This is a genomic window from Glycomyces sp. YM15 (assembly GCF_016918015.1).
In the GTDB taxonomy this organism is placed as follows: Bacteria; Actinomycetota; Actinomycetes; order Mycobacteriales; family Micromonosporaceae; genus Glycomyces.
Window position 1 is genome coordinate 24,473 of the sequence record NZ_JAERMK010000025.1, and the last position, 13,791, is coordinate 38,263.

At 67.0% G+C, this 13,791-nt stretch carries 13 protein-coding genes; 7 read left to right on the forward strand and 6 right to left on the reverse strand.

Features of this window, described 5'->3' with window-relative positions:
- Positions 1 to 61 precede the first annotated feature (61 nt).
- On the forward strand, positions 62 to 310 hold the full coding sequence (locus JHY01_RS22380) for a ribbon-helix-helix protein, CopG family (RefSeq protein WP_205327926.1): 249 nt from the start codon (positions 62 to 64) through the stop codon (positions 308 to 310).
- Positions 307 to 747: a PIN domain-containing protein gene (locus JHY01_RS22385; RefSeq protein WP_205327927.1), complete on the forward strand. Its 441-nt coding sequence runs from the start codon at positions 307 to 309 to the stop codon at positions 745 to 747. The genes JHY01_RS22380 and JHY01_RS22385 overlap by 4 nt, the downstream gene beginning before the upstream one ends.
- Before the next feature lie 19 nt (positions 748 to 766).
- Here the strand turns inward: JHY01_RS22385 and JHY01_RS22390 are convergent, their stop codons facing one another.
- Positions 767 to 2,074: a D-arabinono-1,4-lactone oxidase gene (locus tag JHY01_RS22390; protein WP_205327928.1), complete on the reverse strand. Its 1,308-nt coding sequence runs from the start codon at positions 2,072 to 2,074 to the stop codon at positions 767 to 769.
- A 90-nt stretch (positions 2,075 to 2,164) separates the two neighbouring features.
- On the opposite strand from JHY01_RS22390, the gene JHY01_RS22395 reads away from it, so the two are divergent.
- Entirely contained in the window at positions 2,165 to 3,397 is a 1,233-nt protein-coding gene (locus tag JHY01_RS22395) for an amino acid deaminase/aldolase (protein WP_205327929.1), read from the forward strand.
- A gap of 168 nt (positions 3,398 to 3,565) precedes the next feature.
- Here JHY01_RS22395 and JHY01_RS22400 read toward each other — a convergent pair whose 3' ends face one another.
- From JHY01_RS22400 to JHY01_RS22410, 3 genes are all read right to left on the reverse strand, one after another.
- Complete coding sequence (locus JHY01_RS22400; protein WP_205327930.1) at positions 3,566 to 6,205, reverse strand: transglycosylase domain-containing protein; 2,640 nt, start codon at positions 6,203 to 6,205, stop codon at positions 3,566 to 3,568.
- 423 nt (positions 6,206 to 6,628) lie between these two features.
- Positions 6,629 to 8,320 (reverse strand): FAD-binding dehydrogenase, encoded by a 1,692-nt coding sequence (locus JHY01_RS22405; protein WP_275889876.1) that lies wholly within the window; start codon positions 8,318 to 8,320, stop codon positions 6,629 to 6,631.
- 24 nt (positions 8,321 to 8,344) lie between these two features.
- Positions 8,345 to 8,986 carry a flavin reductase family protein gene (locus JHY01_RS22410; protein WP_205327932.1) on the reverse strand — a complete coding sequence of 214 codons (642 nt, stop codon included), beginning with the start codon at positions 8,984 to 8,986 and terminating at the stop codon, positions 8,345 to 8,347.
- Positions 8,987 to 9,144: 158 nt separating this feature from the next.
- Here JHY01_RS22410 and JHY01_RS22415 point away from each other — a divergent pair, with 158 nt between their 5' ends.
- The gene (locus JHY01_RS22415) at positions 9,145 to 10,146 is read left to right on the forward strand and encodes a hypothetical protein (protein ID WP_205327933.1); all 1,002 of its coding nucleotides are present in this window, start codon (positions 9,145 to 9,147) and stop codon (positions 10,144 to 10,146) included.
- A gap of 135 nt (positions 10,147 to 10,281) precedes the next feature.
- Positions 10,282 to 10,767, forward strand: coding sequence for an acyl-CoA thioesterase (locus tag JHY01_RS22420; protein ID WP_275889877.1), 486 nt, complete (start codon positions 10,282 to 10,284; stop codon positions 10,765 to 10,767).
- A 33-nt stretch (positions 10,768 to 10,800) separates the two neighbouring features.
- On the opposite strand, the gene JHY01_RS22425 is transcribed toward JHY01_RS22420, so the two are convergent.
- On the reverse strand, positions 10,801 to 11,106 hold the full coding sequence (locus JHY01_RS22425; RefSeq protein WP_205327935.1) for a hypothetical protein: 306 nt from the start codon (positions 11,104 to 11,106) through the stop codon (positions 10,801 to 10,803).
- Between the two features lie 765 nt (positions 11,107 to 11,871).
- Between JHY01_RS22425 and JHY01_RS22430 the strand changes: the two genes are divergently transcribed.
- Positions 11,872 to 12,681 carry a DUF5753 domain-containing protein gene (locus JHY01_RS22430; RefSeq protein ID WP_205327936.1) on the forward strand — a complete coding sequence of 270 codons (810 nt, stop codon included), beginning with the start codon at positions 11,872 to 11,874 and terminating at the stop codon, positions 12,679 to 12,681.
- Positions 12,678 to 12,860, forward strand: coding sequence for a DUF397 domain-containing protein (locus tag JHY01_RS22435; protein WP_205327937.1), 183 nt, complete (start codon positions 12,678 to 12,680; stop codon positions 12,858 to 12,860). The genes JHY01_RS22430 and JHY01_RS22435 overlap by 4 nt, the downstream gene beginning before the upstream one ends.
- Before the next feature lie 102 nt (positions 12,861 to 12,962).
- Here JHY01_RS22435 and JHY01_RS22440 read toward each other — a convergent pair whose 3' ends face one another.
- Complete coding sequence (locus JHY01_RS22440; protein WP_205327938.1) at positions 12,963 to 13,778, reverse strand: class I SAM-dependent methyltransferase; 816 nt, start codon at positions 13,776 to 13,778, stop codon at positions 12,963 to 12,965.
- Between the last annotated feature and the right edge of the window lie 13 nt (positions 13,779 to 13,791).

Sequence of the window (13,791 nt, forward strand, 5' to 3'; positions counted from 1 at the left end):
GGTAGCCCACGGCCCCGACAACCGCGCGGTTCGCCACGCAACGGGTGGTACCATCGCTGGTATGGCCAGGAAGAAGAGCACCATCTACCTCGACGAGAAAGCCGATCTGCGGCTCGAGGCCGAGGCCCGGCGACGAGGGATCCCCAAGGCGGAGTTGATGCGACGTTTCCTCGACGAGGGATTGCTGCGAGCGGCCGACGAGGAGCCGCTTCCGCCGTTGCCGAAGTTCAGTAGCGGCGGGCCGCTCACCGTTGAAGCGATGGACGAGGCGATCTACCAGAGCATTCGTCGGCGGTCGCTGAAGCGATGATCGTCGTGGCGGACACCTCGGCGGTCTTGGCTGCATTCGATACGGATGAGCCGTTGCAGCCGGACTGCGAACGGGTCATGGAGACGGAAACGCTGCTGGTCTCCCCTTTGGTGTTGACGGAACTCGACCACCTCGCCCGCGGAAATGGCGGCTTCAAGTTCGCGATGCAGATTTCGGAAGCGATGCTGGCGCGCTTTGAACGCGGGCAGTACCAGCTCGCGACCATCCAGTATGGCGATATCGAGACCGCGCACCGGACCCGTATCGATTACGGCGGTTTGGAACTCGACCTCGCAGACACCGTCGGCGTCGCGCTGGCGGGTCGGTATGGCATCAACAAGATCTTCACGCTCGACCAGCGCGATTTCCGAGCGATCAAGCCGCTCACGGCCGGATTCGACGAGTTCGAGATCCTGCCGTTCGACTGGAATCCATAGGGCCCCGGACAACAATCGCTCAAACGCCGAGGACCCGCTCCAGGTACGGGTTCGAGAAGCGCCGGTCGGGGTCGACCTCCTTGCGCACCGCCAGGAAATCGTCGAAGTGCTCGTACAGGTCGCCCAGCCGCTCGGCGTCGAGCGAGTGCATCTTGCCCCAGTGCGGGCGCCCGTCCACCGCGTCGAAGATCGCCGCGCAGTCCTTGAAGTACGCCTCGTGGTCGTGCCGGTGGTACTGGTGCACCGCCACATACGCGGTGCGCCGCCCCTGCGCCGTCGACAGCCAGACGTCGTCCGCCGCCGCGAACCGCACCTCCACCGGGAACGACACCAGATGCCGCTCCCGATCCACCATCGCCTGCAGTTCCCGCAGCACCTCCGGCAGCGCCTCGCGCGGCAGCGCGTACTCCATCTCCCGGAACACCACCGACCGCGGCGACGCGAAGACCCGGTGCGACACGTCCGTGTACTCCCGGGCGCTCCACACCCGCCCCGCGAGGCGGTTCAGCCCCGGCACCATGCCAGGGAACCGCGCGCCCACCCGGTTGCTCGCCTCGAACAGCGTGTTCTCCGTGAAACCCTCGCTCCACCAGTACGACAGGCGGCTCGGCGCCCGGCTCGGCTCCGACATCGCGTACCGGTTGTTCCGCTTCGTCAGCGTCCGCGAGGTGTGCGGGAACCAGTAGAACTCGAAATGGTCGTTCTCGGTCACCAGACCGTCGAGGTTCTCGAGCACCGCGTCCAGCCGTTCGGGCCGTTCGACCGCCTTCAGCCGGAACGCCGGGACGCACTGCAGCGTCACCTCCGCGATCACCCCGAGCGCCCCCAGCCCGAGCCGCGCCGCCGCGAACAGATCGGGCCGCTCGAACTCCGTGCACTGTACGACCGAGCCGTCCGCGAGGACCAGCTTCAACCCCTTGACCTGCCACGCGAACCCCCGGTACCGGTCCCCGGTCCCATGCGTCCCGGTCGAGATCGCCCCCGAGATCGTCTGCCGGTCGATGTCGCCCATGTTCTCCAGCGCCAGACCGTGCGCGTCGAGGACCTCGTTCAACCGCCACAGCGGCATCCCCGCCTCCACGGTCACGAGCCCGGACCGCTGCTCGACGCTGACCACCTGGTCGAGACCGCCCATGTCGACCTGCACGCCGTCCGCCACCGCGATCGCGCTGAACGAATGCCCCGCACCGACCGCCTTCACGCGCAACCCGTCCGACGCCGCGGCGGTCACCGCCGCGGCCAGCTCCTCCACACCGCCGGGTCTCACGGTGCGGGCGGGGTCGGCGTTCTCGGTGCCCGACCAGTTCTGCCAGATCGAGGTTCCCACGGCAGCTCCCATAGCCACTCCGGTTGAATGTGAGGCGTACTTCACGGTAGCTTTCATCTAACCCCAATCAAGCTGCCGAAGGGAAGTCGGATGGGCTACCAGCGAGTTACCGGGGTCGATGCCCCCGCCGCGCTCGAACACCGGTTCGCCGAACTCGGCCGCGCCACCACCGGACTCCAACCCCCGTTCGCCGTCGTCGACCTCGGCGCCTTCGACACCAACGCGGCCATCCTGCGCCGCAACGCCATCGGCAAACCCCTGCGCCTCGCCAGCAAATCCCTGCGCTGCCGCGCCCTCATGCGCCGCGCCCTCGCCCAGCCCGGATTCAAAGGCATCCTCGGCTTCACCCTCCCCGAAGCGCTCTGGCTCGCAGAGGAATTCGACGACATCGTCGTCGCCTATCCGACCGCCGACACCGACGCGCTCCGCGCGCTGGCCGCCGACGACGAGCTCGCCAGCCGCATCACCCTCATGGTCGACTCGGTCGAGCACCTCGACTTCCTGCGCCGCCACGTCGAACCGAACCCGTCGCGGCCGCTGCGGCTGTGCCTCGAACTCGACGTCTCGCTCGAACTGCTCGGCGGGCGCGTCCACATCGGCGCGCACCGCTCCCCGGTGCGCACCCCCGAGCAGGCGCTCGACATGGCCCACGAGATCGACAAGCGCCCGGGCGTCGACCTCGTCGGCATCATGGGCTACGAAGGCCAGATCGCGGGCGTCCAAGACGCCTACTCGGCCGCGGCCCTGCGGTATCCGCTGGTGCGGCTCATGCAGCGCGTCTCGCGCATCGAACTGGCCGAACGCCGCGCCGAGGCCGTAGCCGCCGTGCGCAGCGTCGCCGACCTCGAATTCGTGAACGGCGGCGGCACCGGGTCGGTCGTCTCCACCGCCGCGGACCCGTCGGTCACCGAGATCGCCGCGGGATCCGGCCTGTACTCGCCCGCCCTCTTCGACGGCTACCGCTCGATCCGGCCGATCCCCGCCGCGTTCTTCGCGCTGCCGGTCGTCCGGCGCCCGCGACCGGGCATCGTCACCGCCCTCGGCGGCGGCTGGGTCGCCTCCGGCGTGCCCGGCCCCGACCGGCTCCCGAAACCGACGTTCCCCGCCGGGATGCGCTACTCGAAGACCGAAGGCGCGGGCGAGGTCCAGACCCCGCTCAAAGGCCGCGCCGCCGACGGCCTCGCCATCGGCGACCGGGTGTGGATGCGCCACGCCAAGGCCGGTGAACTGGCCGAACGCGTCAACACCATCCACCTCGTCCGAGGCGGCGAAGTCGTCGCCGAAGTCCCGACCTACCGCGGCGAAGGCCACGCCTTCGCCTGAGCAGCGGTGCCCCGAAAGCCGCGACCCCCTGGGCCGCAATACGACCGGTCGCAGCGCTCCGCGTCGGTTCGCGTCAGCGCGACCGGACGATCCGAAAGCCTTGAACGGCAACGCGAAAGAGCCCGGGGGGACATGATCGTCCCTCCGGGCCCCTAAGCGACGCGATGATCAGTCGTCGTTCCGACCGCCGCCGCCTCCGCCGCCTCCGCCGCCTCCGCCGCCCCCACCGCCGGGTTCGCACAGGCCGAGGAACTCCGACATCGGGTCGCAGGTCTCCTGGCCCGGCGGCGGGGTCGCCTGCACGCACTTGGTATCACTCGGGTTCGTGATGCAGTAGGCGCTGCTCGCGTCGATCATGCCGTTCTCGTTCAGAATGTCGTCGGTGATCGGACTGCCCACATGCGAGGCGTCGGACCAGGCCTTCGTCTCATAGCCCTCGGACTCGATCGCGTCGTTCATGAACTGGATCCACACCGGATAGCTCAGCTTCGAACCGTACGTGCCCTCCGTGGTGCCCTCGGTGTTCAGCAGCGGCGCCGACTCGGCGGTCGCGTTGCCCACCCAGGCCGCGATGCTCAGCTGCGGGATCGCGCCGACGTACCAGGTGTGCGCGTTCGCGCCGTCCCCGTAGTCGTCGCCAGCCTGCCAGGTACCGGTCTTGCCGGTGAGCGGACGGTCGCCGTCGATGCGCTCGCCCTCACCGGTGATCGTCGAGCCCACCCACTGGAGGTTCCGGGCGACGCTCGAGTCGAGCGCCGCGTACGACTCCAAGCCCCGCTTCTCGGGCACCGGGTTGCCGTCGCGGTCGTACACGGCCTCGACATAGTGCATCTCGTTGTAGACGCCGTCGGCCGCGATCGTCGCGTACACGTTCGCCATGAACGCCACCGAAGTCGGGTACTGACCGAAGCTGACGTGGTAGTAGAACGGGTCGTTCTTCGCGTTCAGGTCCAGCTCGGTCCTCTTCGGCGTGACGCCGTCGTCCTCGTAGCCGTCCAGCGACGCATCGATGTCGATGTTGCCGTTGTCGTCGGTCACGAACGACCCGTCGTCGTTCTCGATGATGCCGTGGCGCGAGTACGAAACCGTGCCGTCATCGGCCCGGTAGAACCGGTAGGTGACCTCTTTGCCGTCCTCGGTCTGGGTCAGCTGCCGCACGCCCATGTCGACCGCGGTCTTGACGATCGCGGTCGCGCCCCACCGCTCCGCGATCGCGTACATCGGCGTGTTCTTGGACTTGCGCACCGCTTCGGTGAGGGTCATGTGGTCGGGGCCGTTCGTGTTCGAGCCCGAGTTCGAGATGGTGGGGTCCGCGAAGTCGGCGAGCGACTCGAACTCGCGCGGCGACTCGGCGTTCCACCACGAGTCGATCGACGCGTTGTTGTTGATCGCGGTCGCGGCGGTGATCATCTTGAACGTCGACGAGGGAGGGTGCGGGTTCTCCAGCCCGGCCTTGTCGATGCCGAGGCCGTTCTGACCGCCGTAGTAGCCCAGAACCCGGCCGGTGCCCGGCTCGACCGCGACGACCGCGCTGGCCATCGACAGGTTGTAGTCGCGGAGCGCGGCGTTGTCATTGCTGTTCTCGAACTCGAAGTAGCCGTCCTCGTTGACATACTCCGCGGCGGCCGCCGGGTTGTCGACCACCTGGTCGTTGTCGTCGACGAATTCGCCCGCGTCGTTCTTCTTCCGCACGAGGTCGCCGCGTCCGGCGGTCGACTCGGCCGCGGCCTGGACCTCGGGGTCGAGGGTGAGCTCGACGGTGTAGCCGCCGGTATTCTCCTTCTCGCCGTAGAACTGGTCCTTCGTGAGGCCGTAGCGGCTCTCCAGTTCGGCCCAGATGTAGCCGTCGGTCGGGTTGGTGATGAAGCCGGTGGGCTTGTCGTGGCCCCACGTGCCCGGGTTCTCGAGCGCTTCGAGCGTTGCCGGCATCCCGGCGTCGAGCTCTGCCTGGATCGCGGCCAGCTTCTCGTCGTCCTTGATCTTGTCGCCCATCGTGAGCAGCGTGTTCATGCCGTGGGTCCAGCGGTCGACCGGGGCGGTGCTCTCTTTGGCGATGAGCGGGTCGAACGAGCCGTCACCGGCTTTGACCTGCATGACCAGCATCATGCCCTCGCCCCAGGTGAGGTCCTCGACCTTCTTGTTGAACCACACCTCGGCGGCGGCCTCGATGCCGTAGGCGCCACGGCCGTAGAAGTTGAGGTTGAGGTAGTGGAGGAGGATCGTCTCCTTGTCGTTGTCCTGCTCGAGCTTCATGGCCATGACGGCCTCCTTGGCCTTGCGGCCGTAGGAGATGTCGCCGCGGATGTCCGAGACCATGCCCGCGTACTGCTGGCTGATGGTCGAGGCGCCCTGCGTGTCGCCGCCCTTGAGGTTGTTGACAAGCGCGCGCATCGTGCCCTTGTAGTCGACGCCCTCGTGCTCGAAGTAGTCCTTGTCCTCCAAGGCGAGCAGCGACCAGATGACCGAGTCGGGGAGCTGTTCGTACTTGTCGACGAGCTTGCGCGTGTACTCTCCGTAGCCGGCGATCGGGGTCTCGCTGCCCGCCAACGTGAACGTGGTGGACTCGCCGAACTTGAGATCCTCGGGCGCGGGGACGTTCTGGAAGAACCAGGAGCCGGCCACGGTGATCGCGCCGAGCATCATCAGGCAGACCATGATGAGGGCCGCGTAGACGCGGCGGCGGCGCACGGACATCTTCTTCTTCCGGCGGCTCTGCTTCGCGGCTCCGGGGACGGGCTTGGGCTTCGCGGCACCGACCACCGAGGCGCGGCCCATGTTGCCGCCGCCGGCGACGGACGGCGGGCCCACCGGCGGACCTGAGGGCGGGCCTGACGGCGGGCCTGACGGCGGGCCTACCGGCGGACCTACCCGCGGGCCTACTGGCGGACCTACCCGCGGGCCTGGCGGCGGACCCACCGGCGGGCCTGGAGGGGGACCGGCCGGCTGGTACGGGGCAGGGTGCTGAAAGTCGCTCATGCTCAACCATCCACGAGTTGTGAGGTGCCGACCCGCGGTGTGCGGACTGCGATCGGCTTCCGCGAGCGCCGTTGAGGAGCAGGAAGGCCGACGCCCGCAGAACCTTGGATGTTAGCGGACCACGCCCGGTAGGCGTGGAGTGCTCGGTTTCGCGGGTGAGGGAGGCCGCTTATAGACCACCTTAGACCGCTAGTGCCACATCGGAACCGGCACGCCCGTGACGAACCGGCACACACTGTAACGATCCTCGGACGGTCAGCCTGCGATCCCCCTGGCGGCCTGCCTTCCCGAGAACAGGCACCCGCCCAGGAACGTCCCCTCCAAGGACCGGTACCCGTGCATCCCGCCGCCGCCGAACCCGGCCGCCTCACCGGCCGCGTACAGCCCCGGCAGCGGCGAGCCGTCCGCCCGCAGCACCCGCCCGTCGAGGTCGGTCTCCAAGCCGCCCAAGGTCTTCCGCGTCAACAGGTTCAGCCGCACCCCGATGAGCGGCCCGGCCTTCGGGTCCAGCAGCCGGTGCGGGGAAGCCACCCGGATGAGCTTGTCACCCCGGTAGTTCCGCGCCCCTCGCAACGCCGCGACCTGCAGGTCCTTCGTGAATTTGTTGTCCATCTCGGCGTCCCGCGCCTCGACGGCCGCTTGCACCGTGGCGTAGTCCAGCAGGCCCTCGCCTGTGATCCCGTTCATCTTCGCGACCAGCTCCGGCAGCGTGGCCGCGACCGCGAAGTCCGCACCGTGCTTCTTGAACGCCTCCACCGGCCCCGGTGCGCCGGGCAGCACGCGCTTGAGCAGCAGCTTGACGTCCTTGCCCGTCAGGTCCGGGTTCTGCTCGGAACCGGAGAGCGCGAACTCCTTCTCGAGGATCTTCTGGGTGAGCACGAACCACGTGTACTCGTGGCCGGTGGTCATGATGTGCTCCAGCGTCCCCAGGGTGTCGAACCCGGGGAACAGCGGGGCCGGGAGCCGCTTGCCGGTGGCGTCGAGCCACAGCGACGAGGGCCCGGGAAGGATCCGGATCCCGTGGTGCGGCCAGATGGGGTCCCAGTTCTCGATGCCCTCGGTGTAGTGCCACATCCGGTCGCGGTTGACGAGGTTCGCCCCGGCCGCCTCGGCGATCCCGAGCATCCGGCCGTCCACGTGCGCGGGCACCCCGGAGATCAGCCGCTTCGGCGGCGTCCCCAACCGCTCGGGCCAGTTCTGCCGCACGAGGTCGAAGTTCCCGCCGATCCCTCCGGAGGTGACGACGACCGCCTCCGCGGAGAGCTCGAACTCGCCGAGCGACTCCCGCGTGGTCGCGACCCCGCGGGCCGACTCGTCAGGAGAAAGGAGGGTTCCGGAGACGCCGGTGACGACGCCGTCGGTCAACGTCAGGTCATCGACCCGGTGCCGGAATTTGAACTGCACCTTCCCGTCGATCTCGGCCTGCCGCACCCGCCGCGCGAACGGCTCCACGATCCCCGGCCCGGTACCCCACGTGATGTGGAAGCGCGGCACCGAGTTCCCGTGCCCCTGCGCCGTATAGCCTCCGCGCTCGGCCCAGCCCACCACCGGGAAGAACCGCACTCCCATGGCATGCAACCAGGCACGCTTCTCCCCGAAGGCGAAATCGACGTACGCCTCGGCCCATTTGCGGGGCCACTCGTCCTCCGGCCGGTCGAACCCGGCCGTCCCGACCCAGTCCTGCCACGCCAGCTCATGCGAGTCCTTGATCCCCATCCGCCGCTGCTCCGGCGAATCCACCAGGAACAGGCCGCCGAACGACCAGAACGCCTGCCCGCCAAGGGACTGCTCGCCCTCCTGGTCCAGCACCGTCACGGTCTTCCCGAGTCGAACCAACTCCGAGGCGGCGGCCAGCCCGGCCAGTCCCGCCCCGACAACGATGACGTCACTGTCCATCGTCCGCGCCTCCCCAGCAGCAGATACAACGCCTACTGGCGCGTAGCGCAGATATACCAGCAGTCGAGACCCACGTCAACTGATCGGGGTCGCCTCCTCACGGAGCCGCTGGTGCGGCATCTGCCAGGCCGACGCGAGCGTCGAGGCGTGCACATTCCGGCCGCCCCCGAAGAACTCGCAGAACTTCATGATCAGCGGATCCCAGCCGATCGGATCCACATAGTCCGTCCCCGGAATCAAGAGCCGCTCCTCCACATGCGCCCGCACGACCCGCACCTCGACGGCGCTCGCCCCCTCGCCGAACGGATGCACCTGCTCCACCCGGCACTCCAACTGGACGGGGCATTCCGCGACTCGCGGTACCCCCACGAGCTCCGACGCCTGCGGAGTGACCCCGGCGGCCCCGAACTTGTCGGCCTCGAACCGATATCCCTTGGCGGCCTTCCGCTCGGGAACCGGATCCGCACCGGTGAGGGGTGCCAGCAGATCGACCACCCCGGCCATGTCCGAGGAGGCGAGGTTCAGCACGCACTCTCGCTCCCGCACCAGGTTCGCCATGGTCTTGGACCGGTTCCCCATCCCCAGCATGCACGACTGCCCCAGCCACCAGGCCGACGACATCGGCGCCAGATTCGCCGACCCCTCCTCATTCCGACTGCTGATCAGCACCACCGGAGTACCGAAGTACAACACCTTCAGATCGACACGCACATGCATCAAGGGCCTCCCGTCAACGGTTAGGACCCCAACTCAACCCGCCGCCAAAGCCGATGGCTGGCAAGAAAACGACGTCGCATTCCCGCCCCCCGGCCGGTCCCTCCGCGTCCTAGACTGGTGACTCCCAAAGCGACACCGCGAGGAGGTTGCGGCAGCCGATGACCGAGGGCAAGGACATCCTTCCGGGCGCGGAACTCAACCGCACCGAGATCGCGGCGATCCTGGGCGGTGCACCGCAAGGCGGCATCCTGCCCGCGAGGAAGTCCCAGTCGGTGCTCATCTACTCCGATCCGAGTCAAGGCGAGCAATACGGCTACTACGACGGCTGGCTGCCCGACGAAGGCGACGGCCCGGTCTTCGAGTACACCGGTCAAGGCCAGCGCGGCGACCAGGAGATGTTGCGCGGCAACAAGGCCATTCGCGATCACCGCGTCAATGGCACCGCCTTGCGCGTCTTCGTCGCGGTCGACGCGAAGCGGCCCGGCGGCCAGGTCTTCAAGTACCTCGGAGCATTCGAACTCGACCAGGCCGAGCCCTACTACGAACGCGAGGCTCCCGACCTCGCCGAGCGCAACCGGGTCGTCTTCGTGTTCCGGCTGCGTCCCAAGGACGGCGCGATCATCGACGACGCCTACCGGCTGCCGCCGGAGGACCGCACGACCATCATCCGCTGGGCCCCGCCCGGTGGACTCCCGCGAACGTCCGGCGGCGCTGCCGAAACCACGAGCGCAGCGATCCTCCCCGAGCGGAACACGCGCCTGGAGTCCCTGCGCCAGGCTTCCGAGCCGGTCCTGGTGAAGCGCCGCGAAGCCGCCCTGTGCGAGCGGTTCGAGCAGTTCCTGCGCTCGCAGGAGCACGAGGTATGCCGCTACGAGATCCGTGTCAAGGGCGACCCCGGGATCATGCGCACCGACACCTGCGACGAGACCGACCTGGTGCTCTACGAGGCCAAAGGTCGCTCGTCTCGGGAGCATGTCCGCGCGGCGACGGCGCAACTGGCGGATTATGTGCGCCACCTTCGGCCCGAGCGGAAGCGCTGTGCGGTACTCCTGCCGAGCCGCCCGAGCGACGACCTGTGCGACCTCATCGAGTCGCAGGGTTTCGCGCTGGTCTACGAGCAAGGCGGGGAATTCGTCGGGTGGCCCGTAGCCGCGGACTAGGAGTTGCTCATGGCGGGCTCCGCGGCAACCGGCCATGCTACTTTCGAGTAACATGTTTGTTGGTCGATTTGCCGATGAGACACCGGTGGTGCCCTGATGAACCTATACTTCCGGCTGCTCCTCCTGTGGTTGCGAATGCGGCGTCAGGAGCGACTGGCGCTGTGGGATACGGCCGCGACCCCTTTCCGGGTCGTGCCAACCGATCTTGATCCGCTGGGGCACATGACCAATGGGCGGTACTTGACGATCATGGACGTCGGTCGGATCGATCTGATGATGCGATCCGGGTTCTGGGCGAAGATGAAGGAACAGGGCTGGTACCCCGTCGTGGCCGGGCAGACCATCACCTACCGGAAGTCGTTGCAGCCGTGGCAGCGGTTCGAGCTGCGAACTCGGGTGATCGGTTTCGATGAGCGCTGGGGATACCTCGAGCAGAACTTCTGCGTCGGCGACACCCTCTACGCCCAGGCCTTCGTGCGGACCCGGTTCCTCAAGAAGTCCGGAGGATCGGTTGAGCACGATGAGCTGGAGAAGCTCGCCGGGGGATTCCCTGCCGACCTGCAAGTGCCCGAGTGGCTGCTGCAATGGACCGCCGCGACCCGCATCAATGGAACGAAGTGAGTCGCGGCCGCCTGGATGGCCCGCCACGCCGAGTTAATGCGCAGGTGGAAGTGATGGCGGCGATGGCGGAGGCGACGAATCCGGTGGTGATGGCGGCGCGATCGGCTGCGGCGGCGGAAGTTCCCAGGCTGCGTGGCGCAGCTGGGTGACCAGATGGTCGGTCGCTGACTCGATCTCTTCGCGGCGGAGGCGGTCTTCGAGACGGTTCGAGGCCATGCGGGCGAGGATGAGTATGTTCAGCGCGGTCTCGCGGAGCAGGTGGTTAAGGGGGATTCGCTTGCGGGCTCCGGCGAGTGCGGTTATGGAATCGGCGAGGTTCTCGAGTTCGGGTGCTGACATCGGTGCCTCCAGTTGTTGTGCAGTTATCGGGGCGAATATCGCCTCGTTGCGGAAAGTGTAGAGACGGCCACTGACAGTTTCTATGTTCGAATGACACAGGACACAACCTGCGAAAGTCGGAGTGGCCGCGCCCGGGGACCCACCATCACCGGACGCGGCCTTGAAGTGCCTCGGCTCCGGCTCCCTGGGTGTGGCCGGGCTGCGAGGCGTCTGAGTCAGGTTTGAACCTGAGTCTGGGCTCTCCAGCTGCGGTAGAGGGCGAGGACCGTTTGGCGAAGTGCCTCGCGGAGTTCCGGAGTCGGGAAGCGCCAGCGGGATTCGGAGACAAGGTGGAGGTTCGCCGAGTCGGTGTCCGGTCCGGTGAGGACTCCGAGGTAGTCGGAGGGTTCGCCGGGAGAGAAGCGGAAGCACATGACCGTGCCCCAGTCGCGGTCGAGGATGCATCGGACGCGGATTGATTCGAAAGCGATAATGCCGATCTCGTTCACATGGGGGACAGGCGAAGGTCGCGGATCTCGCTCGACGCTCGGGTGCTGCATGGTGCCTCCAGTTCGCTGAAGCCTCTGGTGAAGAAGGTGCGATGCAACGAAGGTAGGTCCATCTACAAGGCCGAATCAAGAGCAGAACCCCATGTGGAGGCCTGGCTGTGAAGTGCTGCGCCATTGCGCGCCACGTAGACATGGCGCCGTGTCGCGCCAATATGCCAAGTGGAGTCCGGCGCGCAGTTGAGGTTTTACATTGCGCGATTCTTGTGATACTTGTTCGATGGCAACAGGAACGGCCCTGCGCAGGCAGGTGGGTCGAGAGACTGAGAAGCTGCGTGTCGCGGCCGGGATTCCCGTATCGGACTCGCGCATTGCACGGAGAGTGGGCTCCACCCGCACGTATCAGCGTTTCGCCAATGGGAACAAGACCGGCTTGACCTTCCCGATCATCGGTGCGCTCGCCAGGCTCTTCGGCGCTTCCATGGAGAAGCAGGCCGAGTTGGAGCGCCTGTGGGATCTTGTCGATGAGACCGCATGGCTGCAATCCATCGATGCGATGACGAAGTCCGGCTTCCACGCTTACATCGAACTTGAGCGCCTCGCGTGCCGGATCGACTCGAACGAAACCACCTTCGTGCACGGGCTGCTGCAGCTTGAGAGTTACATGAGGATGCTGTTCGGGCGCATCGAGAGCTTCTCAAGGGCGCGGATCGAGGAGTTGGTCGAACAGCGCCTCCAGCGGCAGCAGGATTTCGAAGCCCGAGGCGACTCCGTGTGCCTCAATGTCCTGCTCGGCGAGGCGGTGCTGCGCTCAGGGTGTCCTGATGAGCAGCTCGACTACCTGGTCGAATGCGATTCCAGGTCGAACGTCACGGTGAGTTACCTACCGTTTGAAACCGGACCGCATCCGGGTTTGGATGTGCCGTTCCACGTACTATCGTTCACCGAGAACGATGACCCGGACCTGGCCTACTTCGACGCCCCAGATGGGGCGAGGTACATCGAACTGGCGAAGGCGGTCGCCGAGTTCCGCAAGGTGACCGAGGAGGGACATCTGCGAGCGCGGTCGATTAAGGAGTTCCAACGATGAGGCAAGACGGGTGGCGAAAGTCAAGCCGAAGTGGCGCTGGCGAAAACGCCTGTGTTGAGGCGCGCGTTGCTGCGGTCGGCTTTCAGCTTCGGGACAGCAAGCTCGGCGGCACCTCTCCGATTTTTTCGCTGGCTGCCAGTGACTTCACTGGGTTGCTTCGGGCCGCAGAGCGGTTCTAACCCTAGTTGGTGCTGACACACTGGCATTCGAAAGCCCGTGGGGCGGACGGTTTTGCCGTCCGCCCCACGGGCTTCGTCGCCGACCGTGTGGCTTTCTGGCCGTCAGACTCTTGCCAGGATCTCGCCGTGGGGGATCATCAGCCAACCTTGCGAGTTCTCTCCCCAGGTCTTCCAGGCCTCTGAGATGGCTTGCAGCTCTTCATCTGTGGCATGGCCGCCTGCAAGCGCCTGCTTGGCGAAGTCGGAATGCAGCGCACGGTCGGCCCATAGGCCGCCCCACCAATCTCGCTCCTGCTCGTTGCTGAAGGTCCAGGTGGTCGACGTGGCCTTGACCGCCTCCTCGGCGAAACCGGCTCGCAGCGCCCACGCCTTCAACATGCGGCCGGCGTTCGGCTCGCCTCCGCCGGCTCGGGCGACCTCCTCGTACAAGTCCAGCCACTTGCTCAGGACCTCGGACTCCGGGAACCAGGTGAACGCCCGGTAGTCGCTGTCGCGCACCGCGACCACGCCTCCCGGCTTGGCTACCCGCCGCATCTCTCTCAACGCCTGGACCGGATCGCCCACATGCTGGAGCACCTGATGGGCGTGCACCACGTCGAAACTGTCATCCGCGTACTGGAGCTCGTGGACATCCGCCACCCCGAAGGTCATGTTCTCGAGGCCCCGCGACTCGGCTTCCTTCCTGGCCTGTTCGACGATCCCGGGTGCGTAGTCCACTGCCGTGACGTGACCGTCCGGAACGCGAGCGGCGAAGTCGGCCGAGATAGTGCCTGGGCCGCAGCCGATGTCGAGAATCGTGCTGTCCGCTCGCAGCTCCGGCAGCAGGTACGCCGCCGAGTTCTCCGCCGTTCGCCAAGCGTGCGAACGCAAGACGGACTCGTGGTGGCCGTGGATGTAGGTCGCAGTCTCTTTCGGCATGAGGCGACCTTAC